Source organism: Bacillus inaquosorum KCTC 13429 (genome assembly GCF_000332645.1).
Classification (GTDB): Bacteria; Bacillota; Bacilli; order Bacillales; family Bacillaceae; genus Bacillus; species Bacillus inaquosorum.
Genome location: NZ_AMXN01000001.1, coordinates 357724 through 378817 on the forward strand (window position 1 = coordinate 357724; position 21094 = coordinate 378817).

26 protein-coding genes are annotated in these 21094 nt (G+C 44.8%); 1 reads left to right on the forward strand and 25 read right to left on the reverse strand.

Annotation, left to right across the window (positions count from 1 at the left end; genetic code table 11):
• Positions 1–25: 25 nt before the first annotated feature.
• The 7 genes from BSI_RS0120705 to BSI_RS18940 form a co-directional block, all read right to left on the reverse strand.
• On the reverse strand, positions 26–187 hold the full coding sequence (locus BSI_RS0120705) for a hypothetical protein (protein ID WP_032731674.1): 162 nt from the start codon (positions 185–187) through the stop codon (positions 26–28).
• A 92-nt stretch (positions 188–279) separates the two neighbouring features.
• Positions 280–954, reverse strand: a complete 675-nt coding sequence (locus BSI_RS18965) for a vWA domain-containing protein (protein ID WP_003235748.1) — start codon at positions 952–954, stop codon at positions 280–282.
• Between the two features lie 320 nt (positions 955–1274).
• The gene (locus BSI_RS18960; protein WP_003235751.1) at positions 1275–1958 is read right to left on the reverse strand and encodes a vWA domain-containing protein; all 684 of its coding nucleotides are present in this window, start codon (positions 1956–1958) and stop codon (positions 1275–1277) included.
• Between the two features lie 395 nt (positions 1959–2353).
• Positions 2354–3385 (reverse strand): stage II sporulation protein D, encoded by a 1032-nt coding sequence (spoIID, locus tag BSI_RS18955; RefSeq protein WP_003235754.1) that lies wholly within the window; start codon positions 3383–3385, stop codon positions 2354–2356.
• Between the two features lie 195 nt (positions 3386–3580).
• Complete coding sequence (gene murA / locus BSI_RS18950) at positions 3581–4891, reverse strand: UDP-N-acetylglucosamine 1-carboxyvinyltransferase (RefSeq protein ID WP_003221875.1); 1311 nt, start codon at positions 4889–4891, stop codon at positions 3581–3583.
• 33 nt (positions 4892–4924) lie between these two features.
• Positions 4925–5665: a YwmB family TATA-box binding protein gene (locus BSI_RS18945; protein WP_032731677.1), complete on the reverse strand. Its 741-nt coding sequence runs from the start codon at positions 5663–5665 to the stop codon at positions 4925–4927.
• A gap of 134 nt (positions 5666–5799) precedes the next feature.
• Positions 5800–6030 (reverse strand): DUF1146 family protein, encoded by a 231-nt coding sequence (locus BSI_RS18940; protein WP_003221879.1) that lies wholly within the window; start codon positions 6028–6030, stop codon positions 5800–5802.
• Positions 6031–6207: 177 nt separating this feature from the next.
• Here BSI_RS18940 and BSI_RS18930 point away from each other — a divergent pair, with 177 nt between their 5' ends.
• A complete protein-coding gene (locus tag BSI_RS18930; protein WP_003235760.1) occupies positions 6208–6681 on the forward strand; it encodes a YwmA family protein in 474 nt (157 codons plus the stop codon).
• Between the two features lie 33 nt (positions 6682–6714).
• Here the strand turns inward: BSI_RS18930 and BSI_RS18925 are convergent, their stop codons facing one another.
• The 18 genes from BSI_RS18925 to spoIIR form a co-directional block, all read right to left on the reverse strand.
• Entirely contained in the window at positions 6715–7113 is a 399-nt protein-coding gene (locus BSI_RS18925; RefSeq protein WP_003221882.1) for a F0F1 ATP synthase subunit epsilon, read from the reverse strand.
• A gap of 23 nt (positions 7114–7136) precedes the next feature.
• On the reverse strand, positions 7137–8558 hold the full coding sequence (gene atpD / locus BSI_RS18920; protein ID WP_003235764.1) for a F0F1 ATP synthase subunit beta: 1422 nt from the start codon (positions 8556–8558) through the stop codon (positions 7137–7139).
• Positions 8559–8583: 25 nt separating this feature from the next.
• Entirely contained in the window at positions 8584–9447 is an 864-nt protein-coding gene (atpG, locus tag BSI_RS18915) for an ATP synthase F1 subunit gamma (RefSeq protein WP_003235766.1), read from the reverse strand.
• A gap of 76 nt (positions 9448–9523) precedes the next feature.
• Positions 9524–11032 carry a F0F1 ATP synthase subunit alpha gene (atpA, locus tag BSI_RS18910; protein ID WP_003235768.1) on the reverse strand — a complete coding sequence of 503 codons (1509 nt, stop codon included), beginning with the start codon at positions 11030–11032 and terminating at the stop codon, positions 9524–9526.
• 16 nt (positions 11033–11048) lie between these two features.
• A complete protein-coding gene (locus tag BSI_RS18905; RefSeq protein WP_003235770.1) occupies positions 11049–11594 on the reverse strand; it encodes a F0F1 ATP synthase subunit delta in 546 nt (181 codons plus the stop codon).
• On the reverse strand, positions 11591–12103 hold the full coding sequence (gene atpF, locus BSI_RS18900) for a F0F1 ATP synthase subunit B (protein ID WP_003235774.1): 513 nt from the start codon (positions 12101–12103) through the stop codon (positions 11591–11593). Before atpF ends, BSI_RS18905 begins: the two co-directional genes overlap by 4 nt.
• A 162-nt stretch (positions 12104–12265) precedes the next feature.
• Positions 12266–12478 (reverse strand): F0F1 ATP synthase subunit C, encoded by a 213-nt coding sequence (gene atpE, locus BSI_RS18895; protein ID WP_003151167.1) that lies wholly within the window; start codon positions 12476–12478, stop codon positions 12266–12268.
• 45 nt (positions 12479–12523) lie between these two features.
• Positions 12524–13258 carry a F0F1 ATP synthase subunit A gene (atpB, locus tag BSI_RS18890; RefSeq protein WP_003235776.1) on the reverse strand — a complete coding sequence of 245 codons (735 nt, stop codon included), beginning with the start codon at positions 13256–13258 and terminating at the stop codon, positions 12524–12526.
• 7 nt (positions 13259–13265) lie between these two features.
• Positions 13266–13649 (reverse strand): ATP synthase subunit I, encoded by a 384-nt coding sequence (atpI, locus tag BSI_RS18885; RefSeq protein WP_003221899.1) that lies wholly within the window; start codon positions 13647–13649, stop codon positions 13266–13268.
• Positions 13650–14068: 419 nt separating this feature from the next.
• A complete protein-coding gene (gene upp, locus BSI_RS18880) occupies positions 14069–14698 on the reverse strand; it encodes a uracil phosphoribosyltransferase (RefSeq protein ID WP_003235778.1) in 630 nt (209 codons plus the stop codon).
• A gap of 134 nt (positions 14699–14832) precedes the next feature.
• The gene (gene glyA, locus BSI_RS18875; protein ID WP_003235780.1) at positions 14833–16080 is read right to left on the reverse strand and encodes a serine hydroxymethyltransferase; all 1248 of its coding nucleotides are present in this window, start codon (positions 16078–16080) and stop codon (positions 14833–14835) included.
• Between the two features lie 207 nt (positions 16081–16287).
• Positions 16288–16830, reverse strand: coding sequence for a TIGR01440 family protein (locus BSI_RS18870; RefSeq protein WP_003235782.1), 543 nt, complete (start codon positions 16828–16830; stop codon positions 16288–16290).
• Between the two features lie 12 nt (positions 16831–16842).
• A complete protein-coding gene (gene rpiB, locus BSI_RS0120720) occupies positions 16843–17292 on the reverse strand; it encodes a ribose 5-phosphate isomerase B (protein ID WP_029316922.1) in 450 nt (149 codons plus the stop codon).
• Positions 17293–17449: 157 nt separating this feature from the next.
• Positions 17450–17902 (reverse strand): low molecular weight protein arginine phosphatase, encoded by a 453-nt coding sequence (locus BSI_RS18865; protein WP_003235786.1) that lies wholly within the window; start codon positions 17900–17902, stop codon positions 17450–17452.
• Between the two features lie 75 nt (positions 17903–17977).
• Positions 17978–18535, reverse strand: coding sequence for a manganese efflux pump MntP (locus BSI_RS18860; protein ID WP_003235788.1), 558 nt, complete (start codon positions 18533–18535; stop codon positions 17978–17980).
• A gap of 78 nt (positions 18536–18613) precedes the next feature.
• Positions 18614–19654 carry an L-threonylcarbamoyladenylate synthase gene (locus BSI_RS18855; RefSeq protein WP_003235790.1) on the reverse strand — a complete coding sequence of 347 codons (1041 nt, stop codon included), beginning with the start codon at positions 19652–19654 and terminating at the stop codon, positions 18614–18616.
• Positions 19655–19804: 150 nt separating this feature from the next.
• A complete protein-coding gene (locus tag BSI_RS18850) occupies positions 19805–20254 on the reverse strand; it encodes a GNAT family N-acetyltransferase (RefSeq protein WP_032731818.1) in 450 nt (149 codons plus the stop codon).
• A 66-nt stretch (positions 20255–20320) separates the two neighbouring features.
• Complete coding sequence (gene spoIIR / locus BSI_RS18845) at positions 20321–20995, reverse strand: stage II sporulation protein R (RefSeq protein ID WP_003235794.1); 675 nt, start codon at positions 20993–20995, stop codon at positions 20321–20323.
• Positions 20996–21094 lie beyond the last annotated feature (99 nt).

The following is a 21094-nucleotide window of genomic DNA, read 5'->3' on the forward strand; positions in this document are numbered from 1 at the left end:
AAAAGAGCCCTCTATATAAAGGGCTCTATGTTTGATTATGCCGATTCTTTTTCAGGATCGTAAACAGCACAACGGCCGCGATCAAGGTGAGCATACTGACAAAAAAGAAGGCTGCCAATTTTAGAAAAACACCGAGTAATATAAACGCCACGGCGGCTATAAGAAAAATCATTCCTAATAATCTCATCTGTTCAACCCCTTTTAAGGGTATCATTCCCGCACCGATCGTTTTTAAACCAATAGAAAAAGGCGCCTGGGGGAGCGCCTTCACTCATACGATTACTCAGTAAATTTTTGTGCTTCTTTTTCCCAAGCCTGTTCAAACTCGTCCGCGCTGTTCGCTGAAATATATTCTCCGCCGCCAGCAACAGCCGCCTGTTTCATCTCTTCATTTCCTTTGACATCAAAGTTGAAGCCAATGATGTTTACAATCGTATCCACATTCGCTTCACGAAGCTTTGCAATTTCCGCCGCTGGATCTCCGCCGCACGTTTCCTCACCGTCAGTGATTAAATACACCACGTTTTTCCCGTCAGCGTCAAATGCTTCAAATTCTTTTCTTGTATCTGAAAGTGCTTTGGCAATCGGTGTCCAGCCAGTCGGCTTGATTTCACTCAATGAATTGTCAAACAGCGATCCTTCATATGGGTGAAGACCGTAAATGGTTTCCGTCGTGCTGCATGAAAGAGCTTTGCCGGACAGTTTATTGTTTCCAGCATGTCCGAAAACGCGAAGCATGAGATTTGTATCCTTTGGAAGCAGCTCGGCAAAAGACTTTACTGATTTTTTCGCAATGTCTATTTTGCGCTCTCCCCCTGTTTTTTGAACCATGCTTCCGCTTCCGTCAAACAAAACCGCTACATTTGTGTCAGCCTGTTTTTCAGCGGCAAAAGACGGAGATGCAAAGGAGACAGTCAGCAATCCAATGATACCGGCAGCCAGCAATTTTTTCATGTTTTTCTTCCTTTCTTTATCATATTTTCCAACTATAGTTGGATTCTTCTTTATGCTAGAATATGAAAATGCAAAAAGATATAGGACAAGCTGCCTTTTGTGCCGCTTTCACTTCCTGTACAAAATCGCTTGAAACGCCGATCTTTTTTAGACATTTTCGCCTAGAAAGCATAAACAGATTGTGACATCCTTCATTCTTTTTTCGCCGTAATCATGTTATAAAACGGAAATCTGCTACTATACTACAGGCAGACAGCTCATCACTTTTGAAAATTTTGTTACATAAAAAAAGAGGCTGACCTTCATCAGCCTCTTTTTTCTTATTTAGATAACATCAGTGATTGCTGAGTGAAGATTTTCTCAACATCTTTTTGAGTATAAGCAGGGAAGTATTCACCGCCGCCTACTTTCGCAATCGCGTTCAGCTGGCCTTTATATCCCTCTTTATAATCAAAACCGATCACATTAACAGTGATATTGTCTTTATGCAGTTCTTTTGCTGTTTTAATTGGATTTCCTCCGCACGTTTCCTCACCGTCTGTCAGCAGATACACCACTTTTTCCCCTTTAGTGTCAAGCTGGTCAAAAGAAGATTTCGCCTCGTTCAGCGCTTTGGCAATTGGCGTCCAGCCAGTCGGCCCAATTGCATTGAGAGAATTGAGGAAGCTTTGCTCGTTAAAGCTTTGGAAGCCGTATACGTTGCGGATAGCTTCACATGACTGAACTTTTCCGGAATTTTTATTGTTTCCTTCTGAACCAAACACGCTCATTTTCACCTGAGTTCCTTCCGGCAGTGAGCTTGCAAACTTAGAAATTTCTTTTTTAGCTGAATTAAATTTAGATACACCGTCTATTCTTTTCGCCATGCTTCCGCTGGCATCAAGCAATACTGCCACGTTTGCCGGAGCTTCAGCCTCCGATTCTTTCTTTTCAGCCGCAAAAGCAGGTGAAGTTAATCCAAATAGCAAGCCTGTCATCATGATCAGTGAAAATCTTTTCTTCATGTTCGTACCCCTTTACAAGTTTGTTTCTGCGTGCAGATGTTCAACGCTGAACATAACTAATCGTAATCGACAAAAACAGAGAAATAAATAGGGCGGGCTTCCCCATTGCTGTTGTTTACTTTTGCATAGAAACCTTTGTTTTTATTAGTGATTTCCGCCTAACGCTATGATGAAAATAGATGATTGTCGGCCTTTCGGCTTTCGTTATATGAGTCTGTCGAAGTCTGTCGATAAATGTGGATTACTTTACCACAATCTCAAAGCCATAAATCAGGAAAAAGGGATTGATTCCCTTGTCACCCTAAAGACTGTCAGGAGCTTCTCTAAACAGTTTTAACCGCCCTTAGATAAAAGACATTCAGGAACAGAAAAAGACGCTCAGTGAGCGTCTTTTTTTACTTCCTCGCCATATATTTATTCAAAAACGAATCTGCGTCTGAAATTTGTGTGCCTTGGTAATAGTACTTCACAATTTGATCAACCGTTTTGCCTTCTTTCGCCATAAAATTCGCGCCATATTGGCTCATCCCGACACCGTGGCCAAATCCTTTCGTCGTGACTGTAATCGTGTCTCCGTTTCGCTCCCAATCAAAATCGGCTGAATTAAGGCCCAGCTTTTCGCGTATGTCTCTTCCTTTCAGCGTCTTGCCGTTAATAACGGCTGTTGCGACCTGATGGCCCGGTGTCTCTCCGGTAATCTTTCCGACTGTGCCAGACCCATCCAGCTTGACGCCAAGCTTTTGCTCAAATTCTGCCGCTGTAAAGGTTTTCGTTGCCAAATATTTTGGCGACTTTTTATCCCAAGCGCTTTTGACGCTTTTTAAATATGGGATGGCACTTGTCCAATAGGCTTCTGCATTTTCTGTGTAGCCGTTGCTTGTGGAGAAAAAAGAGGCTTCAATCGGCTGGTTGTTGTACGTTAAGATTTTGCCTTGCGTGCTGGCAACTGCATCTGTGATTTTCTTCAGTTTTCCCTCATAGCTCGCGCCCCACTGTTTTTTCAGCTCTGCTTTGCTTTTATACACCTGAAACATCTGGGTATCATCCACCAGCGAGCCTTTAGGAGCCTCTACCGCTGAATTTGAGACCATCAGTCTGACAATAAACGTTCTGGCGGCGAGCGCCTGAGCTTTCAGCGCTTCAGATTCAAAGGTTGCCGGCATTTCGGAGGCGACGACTCCAATCACATACTCTTCAAGCGGAATGTCTTCTACGGATTGATTTGCGGTTCGATAGACGGGAATAGAAACAGGCGATGCTTTCAACGTTTCCGCTCCTTTTGATGCTGGTTTCGTGCTGACTGCTGTCTTTCCTGATTCTACGCTGGCCCCCGCTTCTTTGTTATGCTGGAACGGTATGACCAAGAGTGTGGGAATCAAGAGAATCAATGCACATAGTACGGATAGTGTGATTACGAATTGTTTCATATTCAGCTGCCTCCTGCTCGGGATTCGACTCTAGTCTAGTCTATGGGCAGGGACAAGCTAATATGACTCTCGTTTTGGACAGAAACTTTATTTGTCATTTACGTATTCTTTTTTGCTATTTTGCGCATAATGATGATAATACACGAAAAATAAAAAATCAGTATGCCAGAGTGACATACTGATTTTTAGGTAAGTTTATGCGTTTAAGTCAGAAACGACTTCTTTGTTCTCTTGCTCAGAAGCAGACTCATCATTTACACGTTCGATGTCTGCGCCAATAGCTGCAAGCTTCTTATGGAAATCAACGTAACCGCGGTCTAAGTGCTTCAGTTCTGTAACACGTGTATGACCTTCAGCCACTAACCCCGCAAGAATCAGCGCTGCACCTGCACGCAAATCAGTCGCTGCAACTTCAGCTCCCTGAAGCTGTACAGGGCCATTAATGATGACAGAACGTCCTTCAATCTTGATATCACCATTCATACGGCGGAATTCTTCCGCATGCATAAAACGGTTTTCAAAAACAGTTTCTGTAATCATGCTTGTGCCGCTTGCACGAAGCAGAAGCGCCATCATTTGTGACTGCATGTCAGTCGGGAAGCCTGGGTGAGGCATTGTTTTAATGTCAATCGGTTTAAGTTCTTTCGGGCCGATGACACGCAGACCTTCACCTTCATCCTTAATCGTTACACCCATCTCTTCCATTTTTGCAATTAAAGAGGTGAGATGTTCAGGAACCGCTCCTTTAACTAATACGTTTCCTTCAGTAATTGCAGCGGCAACCATAAATGTCCCTGCTTCAATGCGGTCAGGAATAATATGGTGTTTTACGCCGTGAAGCTTTTCGACTCCTTCAATTTTGATGGTGCCGGTGCCCGCTCCGCGGATTTTTCCGCCCATGCCATTGATATAGTTTGCTAAATCAACGATTTCTGGTTCTTTCGCCACGTTCTCCAGCGTTGTTGTTCCTTCAGCTAGAGCGGCTGCCATAATCAGGTTCTCTGTAGCTCCTACACTTGGGAAGTCCAGATAGATTTTTGCGCCTTGCAGACGGCCTTTTACTTCAGCTTCGATGAAGCCATTGCCGACTTTGATTTCTGCGCCCATTGCTTCAAAACCTTTTAAATGCTGATCAATCGGTCTGGAACCAATTGCGCATCCGCCCGGAAGCGCAACTCTTGCATGACCTGTACGCGCAAGAAGCGGCCCCATGACAAGCACAGATGCACGCATTTTACGAACATATTCAAAAGGTGCTTCAGTTTGCAAAGCGTATGAAGCATTTACAGTCACTTCATTATTCTCAAAATGCACATCTGCTCCTAAATGACGCAACACTTCGTTAATTGTATATACATCGGAGAGCGTAGGTACATCACAAATTACGCTTTTTTCTTCACTTGCTAATAAAGATGCAGCGATAACAGGTAAAACGGCATTTTTAGCGCCTTCAACTTTGACTGTGCCGTTTAACTTTTGACCGCCGCGGACGATGATTTTTTCCAAGGTATTCCCCTCCGCGTCCCTAAATTCTCTATATTAATATTCAGTCGTAACGATTGGTGTGCCAACCGTAACGGTATGTTTTCCGCCCATTCCTGCACTTCTAAGTGCAATTTGCAAATTCATTTTATGTTTCGAGGTCATGATGTACTCTTCCCACTCATCTGTAAACGCAGAAATAGAAACGAAATTTGGCTCAACTACATGTTCTACAGATCTTGCTTGAAATTCTTTTAATAACTGATTTGCTTTTTTTTGCAAAACAATATTCATATTATCATCTAAATGACCATTTAGACAAGTAAAAATAACTACTTTTTCTTGGAATATCCCGAGTGTCTCCCGTTCAAACTGTTCATATGTATCATTCCAGCTATTCGGTGTCTCAAGACTCATTTGCTCATATAATAAATACGAAGTTGGGTTGTGTTTTTTGAGGGTTGTGACAAGCTGCAGTCTAAAAGAAGTGCGATTTTTTTTGTCAGTATATGTGCCAATTGCCTTTACGATTTTATCTTCCTGTGCAATCGCCCAATGATATTGACGATACTCTGATTTTAAATGTTGCACTTTTTTATAAAATTCTTTCTTGGTCAGCGACATGTTTTGTTTTGCATGCAATGTCCACTTATCTATTGACACATCTTGGCGTTCCATCCCCTCTGCAATTTGTGCTAACGGCGTTAACTCACTCGCATGAATTGTATGGAAAATAGCAATGACGAAGCTTAACATCACGGATATGATAATGGCGTAGCTTACTTGTTTTTTCTTCATGTTCATCTCTCCCCCTTATCCCCAGTTTTACCGGAGGCAAGAGGCGCCATACGTAAAAATCTTCGTCAAAACTCGAGCTATTCGCTTCAACCTGCTTCCCCAACCATTCCCATGATTATGATGTTCAAAACCTATTAAAATAGATAGGGAAGCTGCTGTGAATAATTGAGGTAATCTAAAAAGAAATTCGCAACGGTTGTTCCAATGGCGATTGTCAGCAAAATCATCAGGAGTCTTGCCTGCACGACTTTGCCTTTTTTGATTAACGGATCGATATTGACGGCTTGCAGCGCCCACCAAGTCACCGCTATAAAAATCAGGTGAACGACAATGCCAATTGCAGCCTGCTGCCCCAATACACTCATCTATTCCACTCCTTTCATCCTTTCTCCGCGTTTATACCCTTTCTTATTATATAAGAAGCACAGATAAAGATGATACATTTTATACAGAATGGAATAATCAGCCAAATATAGGGCTAATCCCCGCTTAAAGTGCGATTCTTTTACATGGTATACTTTGTTGGAAAGGAGCTGGCAAATGTGAATCATTCTTTTTTTCAGCCTGAAAAGCAATACGGTGAGGACCTGCCAATTTTTGATCAGGAATGGGAAGCAATTGCATTCTATTATGATTATAGACAGTCACAGATTGAAGAACTGAATGAATTGTGTCAGTTTTATAACATTTCTCTTACCTATACGAGAGAAAGCCTTGAAGAGCTTGAAAACCTTTATTTTCAAAGTATACAAGAGCTTTTGCTTGCTGATTGGAATCTTCCTATTGAAGAATTCGAGAAAATGATCAGTGTTTATCTTATAGATTGCGTGATTGCCCACCATGAAGATGCTGAATGGATCGTAAAGCCTTACCCGTATACAGACGGCGCTTATACAATGGGCTTTAGAAGACATCGCAAATCATGGCATACCATGAATTGCTGTGATCGTTTATACTTGCGGCAAAAAGAGAGTCAGCCGCTTTTGTCGCTGTTTGATTCTCTTGTGCGATCATAAAAAAATCCTTCTCATAAAGAGAAGGATTTTTTCTTATTTCCCTGCTACATCCAATCTGTTCAAAGCCCGCTGTAACGCAAGCTCAGCCCGACGAATGTCAGTATCATCTGATTGAGAATTCAAACGCTCCTGCGCCCGCTGACGTGCAGCTGCAGCGCGCTCTTTATCGATGCCTTCCGCTGTCTCAGCAGCCTGGGCAAGGATGGTAACCTGATCAGGACGGACTTCTACAAATCCGCCGCTGACGGCAACCAATTCAGTCTGCCCGTCTTTTTTCAGACGGACAGCGCCGATTTTAAGAGGAGCCACGGTTGGAATATGACCTGGCAAAATACCGAGATCGCCGCTTTCGGCTCTCACACTCACCATTTCGATATCCGCATCGTATACTGGGCCGTCGGGAGTAACGATATTGACTTTAACGGTCTTCATGCTTTTACCCTCCTAGGACCAGATTAAACTTCTACACCCATTTCTTTTGCTTTCTCAACAACTTCTTCGATACGGCCTACAAGACGGAACGCATCTTCAGGAAGATGGTCGTATTTGCCGGCTAAGATTTCTTTGAAACCTTGAACCGTTTCTTTTACAGGCACGTAAGAACCTTTTTGTCCAGTGAACTGTTCAGCCACGTGGAAGTTTTGAGAAAGGAAGAACTGAATGCGGCGTGCGCGTTGAACGACAAGCTTGTCTTCATCACTCAATTCATCCATACCGAGAATTGCAATGATATCTTGAAGCTCTTTGTAACGCTGAAGTGTTGACTGTACTTCACGGGCAACCGCATAATGCTCTTCTCCGACAATTTCAGGAGCAAGGGCGCGAGATGTAGAAGCCAACGGATCAACCGCAGGGTAAATACCCATTTCAGTTAACTTACGCTCAAGGTTTGTTGTCGCATCCAAGTGAGCGAACGTAGTTGCCGGCGCCGGGTCAGTGTAGTCATCGGCAGGCACGTAGATCGCCTGGATAGATGTAACTGATCCAACGTTAGTAGACGTGATACGCTCTTGGAGCTGACCCATCTCAGTTGCAAGCGTCGGCTGATAACCAACCGCTGAAGGCATACGGCCAAGAAGGGCTGAAACCTCTGAACCCGCTTGTGTGAAACGGAAAATGTTATCGATGAAGAACAGTACGTCCTGTCCTTGTACATCACGGAAGTGCTCAGCCATTGTAAGGCCTGTCAAAGCAACACGCATACGTGCGCCCGGCGGCTCGTTCATTTGTCCAAATACCATGGCTGTTTTGTTGATTACGCCAGAGTCGCTCATTTCGTAGAAAAGGTCGTTCCCTTCACGAGTACGCTCCCCTACACCGGCGAATACAGAGATACCGCCATGCTCTTGCGCGATGTTGTTGATTAATTCCTGGATTAATACGGTTTTACCTACACCGGCACCGCCGAATAATCCGATCTTACCGCCCTTGATGTATGGAGCAAGCAAGTCAACAACTTTAATACCTGTTTCAAGAATTTCAACTTCTGTTGAAAGCTGATCAAATGAAGGCGCCTGTCTGTGAATCGGATCCTTTTTCGCATCCGCAGGAACTGGCTCATTCAAATCAATATTTTCTCCGAGTACGTTAAATACACGGCCGAGTGTTACATCACCAACTGGTACTGAGATTGGCGCTCCTGTATCAACAGCTTCCATTCCGCGCTGAACACCATCCGTAGATGCCATTGCGATTGTACGGACTGTATCATCGCCTAAATGAAGAGCGACCTCAAGCGTTAAATCAATACCTACTTCATTTTCACTTGCAGCTGGCTGTGAAATTTTAATCGCATTATAAATTTCAGGCAAATGACCGTCTTCAAAACGCACGTCGACGACCGGTCCTAATACCTGGCTAACGCGTCCTTTCTTCATCGCTATCCCTCCTGACAAAATCTTTCTATTCTAAAGCGGCTGCTCCGCCGACAATTTCCGTAATTTCTTGTGTGATGGCTGCTTGGCGAGCGCGGTTGTAAGAAAGCGAAAGTGAATCGATAAGTTCCTTCGCGTTGTCTGTCGCGTTTTTCATCGCCGTCATTCTTGCAGCGTGCTCACTTGCTTTACTGTCAAGAAGCGCACCAAAGATTAAGCTTTCTGCATATTGAGGAAGCAAAACCTCCAGAACCTCCTCTTCAGACGGTTCAAATTCATAAGACGCCGTTCTCTTTCCGCCGCCGCTGCCCAAATCAGATAACGGCAGAAGTTTTTTCTCCGTTACTTCTTGAGAAATGGCGCTGACGAAATGGTTATACACAAGGTGCAATTCATCAAACGCACCATCTATAAACATTTGGATCGTTTGTCGGGCAAGGTCCTTAATTTCTGTAAACGTTACTTCATCTCCAAGTCCTGTTAACTCAGAAATGATCGGAATCTCACGCTTCTTAAAGAAATCACGGCCTACTCTTCCGATGACGATCACCGCATACTCATCCTTAGACTGATGACGTTCTTGCATGGCCTGATAAGCACTTCGTAAAACCGAACTGTTAAAAGCGCCGGCAAGACCGCGGTCAGACGTAATGACAAGGTATGCCGTCTTTTTCACTTCTCTGCTGAGAAGCATCGGATGCTTTACGTTGCCGGAAACTCTCCCGACATTTGACACAACCTCTTGGATCTTATCCATATATGGCACAAATGATTTTGCGTTGTTTTCTGCACGATTCAGCTTAGCCGCAGATACCATCTGCATGGCTTTTGTAATCTGGCTCGTTTTTTTTGTTGACGTGATCCTTGACTTAATATCGCGTAATGAGGCCAAAGATTTCACCACCTTTTCTCTTCATCTGCGTAAAAAGAGAGAAAAAGAGAACCTTTTTCTCTCATCAGCATTCGAGTTAGTTGCTTGGTGCAAATGTGCGTTTGAAGCCTTCGATTGCAGCATTGAAGTCTTCATCAGCAGGAAGGTTTCCTGTTTTCGCAATTCCGTCAAGCAGTTCTTTATGGTTTTGGTCAAGGTACATGTAGTACTCTTCTTCAAAACGTCTGATATCCGCTACAGGAATATCATCAAGATGTCCTTTTGTCAGTGCATAAAGAATGGCTACTTGCTTTTCAACCGGAAGCGGCTTGTTCAGATCCTGCTTCAGCACTTCAACTGTACGCGCACCGCGGTTCAGTTTCGCCTGAGTCGCTTGGTCGAGGTCAGATCCGAATTGAGCGAATGCTTCCAGCTCACGGTATGACGCAAGGTCAAGACGCAAAGTTCCTGATACTTTTTTCATCGCTTTGATTTGCGCTGAACCGCCGACACGGGATACAGACAATCCGGCGTTGATCGCTGGACGTACGCCTGAGAAGAACAAATCAGATTGCAGGAAGATCTGTCCGTCGGTGATGGAAATTACGTTCGTCGGAATATAAGCAGAGATATCTCCGGCTTGTGTTTCTACGAACGGTAGAGCTGTAATTGATCCTGCGCCTTTCGCGTCGCTAAGCTTTGCTGCACGCTCAAGCAGACGGGAATGAAGGTAGAATACATCCCCAGGGAACGCTTCACGGCCTGGCGGACGGCGAAGAAGCAAGGACAGCTCACGGTAAGCAGCCGCTTGTTTAGAAAGATCATCGTATACCACAAGAACGTGCTTGCCGCTGTACATAAATTCTTCTGCCATTGTAACCCCTGCATACGGAGCCAGGTACAGAAGCGGTGCCGGCTGTGACGCAGACGCCGTTACAACAATTGTATAATCAAGCGCGCCGTGCTTACGCAATGTTTCTACTACGCCGCGGACTGTTGATTCTTTTTGACCGATCGCAACGTATACGCAGATCATGTCTTGGTCTTTTTGGTTCAGAATCGCATCGATCGCAACAGATGTTTTACCTGTTTGACGGTCACCGATGATCAGTTCACGCTGGCCGCGTCCGATTGGGATCAGTGCATCGATCGCTTTAATACCAGTTTGAAGCGGTTCATGAACGGATTTACGGTCCATAACGCCTGGTGCAGGGCTTTCGATCGGACGAGTTTTGCTTGTGAGGATCGGGCCAAGTCCGTCTACTGGCTGACCTAATGGGTTCACAATACGGCCGATTAATTCTTCACCGACAGGAACCTCCATGATGCGGCCTGTTCTTTTTACTTCGTCTCCCTCACGGATCTCACTGAAAGGTCCTAAGATGACGATACCTACGTTTGATTCTTCAAGGTTTTGAGCCATACCCAAAACACCGTTTGAAAACTCGACAAGTTCACCGGCCATACAGTTGTCAAGGCCGTGTACACGAGCAATACCGTCACCGACTTGGATGACTGTACCTACGTCTTGAACTTCAATATCAGATTGATAATTTTGTATTTGCTGTTTTATCAGCGTGCTAATCTCTTCAGCTTTGATGCTCACTTAGGTTTCACCCCTTCTATCGATTTTCCCCGGCTAGTTGACGTTCAATGCGCTGAAGCTTTCCGCTTACGCTGCCGTCAAAAATCCGGTTTCCAATGCGGACTTTAATGCCGCCTATTAAATCCGTCTGCACTTCATTTCTGATTCTAAGTGAAGCGACTCCGGCTTTATTTGCAAACACTTGTGATAATGATGAAATCTCCGCATCCGTCAGCGGTTTCACTGAATATACGATTGCGTCTTCTGTTTGGCGAGCCTCATTTGCGAGTTTAATAAACTCATCTGTGAGATCAGGCACAATCGCTGCCCGATGGCGGTCAATCAAAAGAAAAATCGTATTGAGCACGGACTGTGACAAAGAGCCAAATGCATTCTGAATCAGCTCTTTTTTCTTCGCAGCCGGCACCTTCGGATGGTTTAACACATCATTAAGCGCTTTTTCATTTTGAAATACTTGTTTTACAACGGTTAGCTCTTCTTCTACTTGATTCAGCTGAGCGGACTCATTGGCAATATCAAAAAGAGCTGACGCATATCGTTTTGAGACAGCTGATCCACTCATCGGCTTTCTCCTACCTCTTTAAGATAGTCCTGGATCAATTTCTCTTGAGCTTGTTCATCCAGTTCTTTTTCGATCACTTTCGACGCAATCATGACAGAAAGAGACGCTACTTGCTCACGGAGAGCAGAAACCGCCTGTTCTTTTTCCTTAACGATTTCAGTTCTTGCTGCTTCTTTCAGACGTTCAGATTCTGCACGCGCAGCCTGAATAATCTCTTCTTTTTGCTTATCTCCCAGTTTCTTTGCGTTTTCGATAAGAGTTTGGGATTCCTGTCTTGCTTCTTTTAAAAGAACGCGCTGCTCTTCAATCAGCTGCTGCGCTTCTTTATTTTTTTCTTCAGCAGACGTAATTTCTCCAGCGATGTGGTCTTCACGCTGTTTCATTATGTTTAATAGCGGCCCTAAAGCGTATTTCTTCAGAAGCGCTAATAAGATTAACATAGCTAACAGTTGGAACAGGATATCTCCGCCGTTAAACGAAAATCCTAGTTCAAGTGGTAATTGAGACATCTACTACGGCAACTCCCTTCTGCAGGTTTTTCTTTGCTGATCCAGCAGCCGCACTTGTCTCTTTTCAGCCGGCAAGGCGGGATGCTTATCAGACATAAAGCAATGGCGAAGGTTCTCTTGGAATGATCTTCGCCATTTTTAGTTCATATAAGGCTTTTATGCTTAGCCAAAGAACGCTAAGAATGCGATAACGACAGCGATAATAGGAAGGGCTTCAACTAATGCGATACCCATGAACATAAGAGTTCTAAGTTCTTTACCTGCTTCCGGCTGACGGGCAATCCCCTCTACCGTACGTGAAACAATCAAACCGTTACCAATACCTGCACCAAGTGCGCCTAAACCAATTGCAATCGCAGCTGCTATTAAATTCATGAAAAAGTTCCTCCTTTAAAATGTTATCCGTTTGGATATAATGTTTTAATGATCATGACTGATTTTATGAGACATGTACACCATCGTCAGCATTGTAAAGATAAACGCTTGGATGGCACCTATAAATAAACTGAATGCCTGCCATGCCAGCATCGGCAGAATGGCGCCGAGTGTACCGACAAGACCGAGAGCCACGCTTTGTGAATAATGGCTTGTCGCCAATCCCGCAAGCAGGCCGAGAAGAATCTCACCGGCGAAGATGTTACCATAAAGCCGCAACCCGAGAGTCAGCGTATTCGCAAACTCTTCGATAATTTTCATCGGGAGCATGAATGGAACAGGTCTTAAATAGTCTTTGGAATATTCCTTGAGTCCTTTCATCTTCACACCATAGTAATGGGATAAAGCAACAACCATCACGGCTAGCGTTAATGTAATGGCAGGATCGGCTGTCGGAGATTTCCACCAGAGCTCATGTCCGATTGTAATAGAGAACGGCAGCCCCAGCATATTCGACACAAATATGTACATCAGCAATGTGACACCAAGTGCCAAGAAGTTAGCCCCTGTTTTCAAATCCATTGTACTGCCGATAATATTGCGGACGAAATCAACAACCCATTCCATAAAATTCTGGGCTTTTCCGGGACGGATCGAAAGCGTTCTTGTCGTTAATATAGCAATCAATAAAACAATCACACTCGCCACAGTAATCATCAGAATGTTTGTCAGATTAAAAGTAAGACCTAGAAATTCAATAGTTCTGTATTCATGATTCAAAGGGTTTTCACCTCTCTTCCATTGATGAACGTTTAAGCTGGATAAAGGAATCTATCATAATGACAGGGTATATTGTCATTAATCCAATAACTGTACTTGCCATATGAAAATGCTCGGGATTTTTATAGGCGACAGCCGCAGCAAGAATCGCATTGCACCACCGCGCTGCGCTCCCAAGAGATCGTATGGACTTTCCTTTCTCAACGGCTCTGTCAAAGGCGTTCATTCTCCTGACGAGCAGTAAAAAATTAAACAAACTGAAAACAGTTCCCAGAATAAGGCCTAAAAAAACGGTTTTATACGCTGTTAAACCATAACCCAGTACATACACTGCCAAAATGAACAATAAGTATTTGCGTTGTCTGCTAAATGTAAGCTTGGGATCGTCCATCAATTATCTGTCTCCTGATGAAAAAATAATGTATAGCTTAGATACGGCATAAATCAGCGGTTAACCCTAGTAGAAGACCTTTTTTGTCCGGCAAAACGGGCCTGTTCGAAAAAATCATTCATCCGCAAGCCTTGCAGGGATGCTGTTTCATTCGCTTAAATAAATCCTCATAATACGGGTTTGCTGAGAGGATTTACATTGAGGATGAGGACTATAATGAAAGCTATGAAAACCTTCTCATAATACCCTCGTTTAGCATACAATAGCCCCTAACATGTGTCAATCTGTTTAAAGTTAAAAAACTTTTTATACTTTACGTCTCCACAGAATGTTCACATTTTCACCTATAATTGTATACAGATTCACCGAATAGCAAAAAACTGGATAAAAAAAGAAACCCCCTTTCGGGAGTTTTCCTTTTATTTTGTTCCAAACATACGGTCTCCTGCATCTCCGAGACCGGGAACGATATAACCTTTTTCATTTAATTTTTCATCAAGGGCCGCGATGTAAATATCCACGTCTGAATGATGCTTCTGCAATTCTTCCACACCTTCAGGCGCAGCTACGAGACACATGAAACGGATGTTTTTCGCACCGCGTTTTTTCAGGCTGTTAATCGCTTCAACTGCGGAACCGCCTGTAGCCAGCATCGGGTCAACCACGATGAATTCACGCTCTTCCACATCAGAAGGAAGCTTCACATAGTATTCCACGGGTTTTAAGGTTTCAGGATCACGGTACAGACCGACATGTCCCACTTTTGCCGCAGGGATCAGTTTTAAGATGCCTTCAACCATTCCTAAACCTGCTCTGAGAATAGGAACAACACCGAGTTTTTTCCCTGAGATGACTTTCGATTTCGCAGTCTGAACCGGTGTGTTGATATCCACTTCCTCTAGAGGGAGATCACGGGTAATTTCAAACGCCATAAGCGTGGCTACTTCGTCTACAAGCTCTCTAAAATCCTTCGTGCCTGTCTCTACATTCCGAATATATGTCAGCTTGTGCTGAATTAAAGGATGATCAAATACATAAACCTTTCCCATACAGTGTTTCAGCTCCTTTTTTATTGTCCCATCGACAATTTCACACTTCTATTGATTCTACAAAAAAAGACATTGAGTTTCAAGGACATCGTCAAAAAACCCGCCGGGCATAAGCCCGAGCGGGTTTTTCAATCTTAGTAATCTAATTCTTTATATAGAGGGAACTTGCCAGTCAGAGCAGCTACGCGCTGTCTTGCTTCTTCAAGTTTTCCTTCATCTTCGTGGTTTTTCAATGCAAGCGCAATGATGGCACCGACTTCATCCAATGCATCTCCGTCAAAACCGCGGCTTGTCACAGCAGCTGTACCAAGACGGATACCGCTTGTTACGAAAGGTTTTTCCGGATCGTATGGAATTGCGTTTTTGTTAGACGTAATACCGATTTCATCAAGCACATGCTCTGCAACCTTACCTGTCAGTCCGAGAGAACGAAGGTCAACAAGGATCAGGTGGTTGTCAGTTCCACCTGAAACGAGCTGGATGCCCTCTTTCGTTAACGCTTCAGCCAGGCGTTTTGCATTTGAAATGACGTTTTGTGCATATGTTTTGAAATCGTCCTGCAATACTTCGCCGAATGAAACAGCTTTTGCGGCAATAACGTGCATCAGCGGGCCGCCTTGAATTCCAGGGAAGATCGATTTATCAATTTTCTTGCCGAACTCTTCACGGCAAAGGATCATACCGCCACGAGGTCCGCGAAGTGTTTTATGTGTTGTTGTTGTAACGAAATCAGCGTAAGGAACCGGGTTTGGATGAAGGCCTGCCGCAACAAGTCCTGCGATATGCGCCATATCCACCATGAAGTAAGCGCCGACTTCATCAGCAATTTCACGGAATTTCTTAAAGTCGATTGTACGAGGATACGCACTTGCTCCTGCTACGATAAGCTTCGGCTTATGGGCAAGGGCTTTTTCACGCACGTCATCGTAATCAATATATTGAGTTTCTTTATCTACGCCATACTCAACAAAGTTATATTGAACACCGCTGAAGTTGACTGGACTTCCGTGTGTTAAATGGCCGCCGTGGGAGAGGTTCATCCCAAGTACAGTATCGCCTTGCTCCAAAATCGTGAAGTACACTGCCATGTTTGCTTGTGCGCCTGAATGCGGCTGAACGTTTACATGCTCCGCTCCAAAGATCTCTTTCGCGCGGTCACGAGCGATATCTTCAACAACATCGACGTGCTCACATCCGCCGTAGTAGCGTTTGCCCGGATATCCTTCAGCATATTTATTTGTCAAAACAGATCCTTGTGCTTCCATAACCGCTTCACTTACAAAGTTCTCAGAAGCAATCAATTCGATCTTAGTCTGTTGGCGTTCACGCTCATTTTTAATGGCGTTAAACACTTGTTCGTCTTGCGCAGGTAAATGTTTCATCAGCGAGATCCTCTCCTATCCGTATCCTGTTCTTTGTTTTTACCACCACTATTGTACATGGTTTTTTAGGCCGATGTAAAAGATTATTTTTAAAAAATCAAAATTTTTATTGGTAAAAACGAATATTGATAACTTAAATTTAAATTAAAGTTCGGGATTTATTTTACTGCCTTAAAAATAAAAGAAAAGACTGGCCACGCAGTCCTTTCATTCGCACCCATAAACCGCCCGCACTCCGCCGATCAGTTTTGGCCGCGTGCGCGCTAATGTCACATGTGCTGCCCCGAGACTGTTTTGAGACACACGCACAGGGACAGCTACCGGCTTCAGATGCATGCCGATAAACGTATCGCCGATGTCTATTCCGGCATCAGCCTGAATGGTTTCGACAAGAACAGGAGACTTCATCTGCTTAAACGCATAAGCAGCCATCGCCCCGCCCGCTTTTGGAACTGGTACAGCAGAAACGGCCGGAAGCCTGAACAGCTGAGCCGTTTCCTCTTCAACTACAAGCGCTCTGTTCAAATGCTCACAGCATTGAAATGCCAGATGGATACCCGTTATTTTCTTAAGGTCAGCAAGTCCGCTGTAGATGCTTTCCGCGATGTCTTCGCTGCCCGATGTTCCGATCCGGCTGCCGGCCACTTCACTCGTGCTGCATCCAAGGACAAAGAGCTGATCTTGTTTCAATCCTGCTTGTTCCTGAAACTCAGACAGCATCGTCTTCCACGTTTGTTTGATCTCACTCATCGAACAGCACCCCTACAGGTTTTTCTCTTCATAATCTGAGATTTTCCCGATGCGCTTTTGATGTCTTCCGCCGGTAAACTCAGTAGTCAGCCAGATTTCTGCGATTTCCCGCGCCAAACCGGGGCCGATCACCCGTTCACCCATCGCGAGGATGTTTGTGTCATTATGCTCTCTCGTCGCCTTTGCGCTGAATGTATCGTGCGCCAGCGCGCAGCGGATGCCTTTGACTTTATTAGCGGAAATGCTCATGCCGATTCCTGTCCCGCAAATTAAAATGCCTCTGTCAACTTCGCCGCTAACCACTTTTTCGGCCACCGGAAAAGCATAATCCGGATAATCGACAGATCCGCTGCCGCAGTCACAGCCCATATCAATATATTCAATTTGCAATTCGTCCATTAACTCTTTGATTTCATTTCGAATGTGAACGCCGCCATGATCCGATGCTATGGCTACTTTCATCAGCTTTTCCTCCCCAGCGTGTGTGATGCGGCCCGCCCGCTTTGTTGACCGCGCAGCCTGTCCGCTCTTTGATTCACACCATATGATGTGCTTTTCACTATATTCTACTCCTTCGCGCAGGATTTGCAAATGACCTGTTTGCAGATTTTCTGACAACTTACCTGCTGTCTTTTTTCAGCTGTTTTGCCAGCTGCCGAAGAAGATCTTCAAGCTCATCTCTCGTTTGTTTATAGATGTCAATTGAGCCGCCAAACGGATCGATGACATCCCCACAGCTGCCTGTGACGTATTCTTTTAGCGTGAATACTTTATCACGATAACGTCCAAATTGGCTGACAATGATCTGTTTGTGCTGATGGGTCATAGCCAGAACCAAATCAGCCGCTTCCATATGTTCTTCAGTTAGTGGAGAAGATACATGATTAAGGGCAATGTGTTTTTCAAACAGCGCTTCGACTGCATGAGGCGTCGCTCTCGCATTAGGCGAAGCAAACACGCCTGCCGAGCGGACAATGACATTCAGCCCTTCCGCTTCTGCAATTGATTTAAAAAGCGCCTCAGCCATTGGGCTGCGGCACGTATTTCCAGTACAGACAAAAATAATGTTCATGTCAGTCACCCCTTATTTTTCTCTATTATATATGAAGAAAAAAGAAACGGCGACTTCGTTTCTTTTATTGGTATATTAAATTGGCAAAAGCAGCTTTAGGCCGAATGCGATTAATATGATGCCCCCGAGCGCTTCGCTGTATGTACCGAGCCATGACTGCACTTGTTTTCCGATCAGCAGGCCCAGCCATGTCAAAATCATGCTGAACAGCCCGAACAAGGTAATTGTGAGGAGCGGATGCGAGCCGTATATCCCCAAGCTCAAACCGACGGAGAAGCTGTCAAGGCTGACGCCGACGGCAAACAGCAATAAGCCCGGCCCTGCCGGCGACATAAGTCGTTCTTCTGACTGTTTAAAAGAAGCCATAAGCATTTGAACCCCAAGAACAAAAAGCAGCGAACCCCCGATATAAACCGCTAACACGCCGAGGAGCCCCGACAGCATGTTACCGGCCGCCATCCCCCCGAGAGGCATGATAACGTGAAAGAGGCCGATGATAAAACCAATATAGAATATCTGCTTTTTTCTGAGTTTGACCATGCCCATTCCGAGACCGACAGAAAAAGCATCCATCCCTAAAGCAAACGCCATGATGCTTAATGTAATCAGTTCGCCTATGAACAAATCCGACATACATAAATAACCCCCTTGGACACGCCCCGCTTTTTTAGCCTATGCGTGTCCAAAAAGGGTTAGAACATCTGACTGTGTTCAGCGAATCACTCTTCCTCCGGCGGCTTTCATCAGCCTGTTCATAATGGCGAGTCCGACGCCAGTGTCCGGAAAGGATTCTGCGATAATAAAATCCACCTTCTTCTCATCAAAGCTGCGTAAAGCATCATACAGCCCTGCCGCAACAGTCTCAAGCTGAGCCCGTCTGCCGCAGCTCTTCACATAATCAGCGGAATAAACGCCCGCGTTTTCTTCTGTCGTCAGGACACCGACCCGTCTGCCGCCCTGTTGATATTCTTGAATGAGGTGCTGAATGCGCTCCGGGCTGCCTTCGCAAATGGCAAGCGGCGCTGTCGGCGCGTAATGTGTGTATTTCATCCCCGGGGAAATCGGCTTCTCATTTTGATCGCTGAGCCCTTTATCCACAAGGATCGGTCCGATCTCCGCTTCAATTTGTTCTTTCGTAATGCCGCCTGGGCGCAGGAGAACAGGGATGTCGCCAGCACATGAAAGTACGGTTGATTCGACCCCAATCCCGGTAGGGCCTCCGTCCATAATTCCGGCTATGCGGCCATCCAAGTCATAGGCCACATGTTCCGCCTTTGTCGGACTTGGCTTCCCTGATAGATTGGCGCTCGGTGCTGCAATCGGCAACCCCGACTCGCGAATCAACGCAAGAGCAAGCGGATGATCCGGCATTCGAATGGCAACCGTTTCAAGCCCTGCCGTTACACGTGGTGAGAGTGCACCAGGTTTGCAAGGTAGAATGAGCGTGAGTGCTCCCGGCCAAAACCGTTTTATCAATGTTTTCGCTTTTTCCGGCGCTGGACCCGTTAAATCATCAAGCTGGCTAATGTCCGCAATGTGGACAATCAGGGGATTATCGCTCGGCCGCCCTTTCGCTTCATATATTTTTTTGACGGCATCTGTGCTTTTCGCGTTTGCGCCGAGGCCGTATACCGTTTCTGTCGGGAACGCAACAACCTCATTTTCCCGGAGCAAAGCGGCTGCTTGTGCAATTTGTGGATCATTTGTGGATAACTCATCAGTTACATCCACAAACCATCTTTTCGTTTTCATTTCTGACCAAACTCCTTATTCACAACAATAAAACGATAGTTTTACGCGTGTAATCCTTTTGAAAGTATAAAAGATGTCCTGTAATAAAACAAGCGTTATCCACAAATTGTGGACAACGCTAATGAAGAAGTGGATAAGTATGTGTATAAATCAAACTGATCCAGACGCTTTTTTCATCAAGACGGCCCCTTCTGTTTGCCGCGATTCACAGAAATGATCAGAAGAAAACAGCTCTTCCGGTACACTTTCAGCTCGTTCAAATCCCATGGCCGTCAGGAAATCAGCAGAGGAATGCTGATTCGCTATTAAGTATACTGTTTTGATCTGATGCTTTTCGCACAGCAGCTCCATGCTCTGAAAGAGTGTCACAATATGACCTTGGTGAAGCTTGTCCGATATCACAAGTGATCGCAGCAGCCCTTGATCACAGCTGATTTTTTCAATTCCGAGACATCCGGCAATGTTTTTCTCGCTGTCCTCCAGCATAAGAAACTGGGTGAAGCCTTCTTTCACGCCTTCATAATTGGTTTTCGCCTGTTTTAGAAATTCCTCGAGCACATCTCCGTCTTTTTCCCTTGCCACCCGCAGTTGATAAAACATCCGTTCACCCCGTTTTTGCATTCTTTCTTCCAATCTATGAGGCAAATCTATTTTTAGACCAGGTGATTAGGAAAAAAGGTCGGAAATCCATTCGACTAAGAAGAATTTCACTTCTGTGCCGTCTTCATTCTCTTCCTTCTCTTCTTTTTTGGCTTTTTCCGCTTTAGCGGTTACGTCCTCAAGCACTTTTTCAGTCTGCTTTTTTGAGGCTTCTTGATCTTCTTGTTCTTTTACGGCTTCTCCGTTGGAAAAATCGAGAAAGCAGAGCGGCGGGAACAGCACACACCACCAGTTGGCGCCGTCTCCATTTCCAAGCGTAATCAGAATCGCTTCATACTCGCCAGCGGGATATACCATATTGCCGTAAAGCTTTGTCGGAAATGAGATTTTGTCAAAATCAACGGATATCGATTGGTTTGCTCCTTCTTCCTCCATTGTTTCCTTTGCAATTTCTTTGATTTCAGGAAGCTTTGAGCGAATCACACGCCGCGCTTCTTCTATAGAAGTGATATCCTCTACCCAGGTTGTGATTTCTTTATTGACCGCGTCTCTGATATGCCGCTTTAATTGCTGGTCCTGATTACTATCGCTGTTTGCCAATATTCTCAGGCGAATCGCCTCATCCGGTATGACCACCGGCTGATTTTCTGATTGCTGTGCCGTCTCTTCTTTTGCCAGCCCTACAAGTGCTCCGGATAATAAAAGAAAGATATATATACAAATGATTACTGTTTTTTTCATCGGTCCCCACCGTTCCTCTCCGTGCTTTATTTCTAGCCCTATTATGGACAAGGAGAGCCCGGGGTAAACGTGCAGAGTGAAAAAAATCTAGCAAGCTGT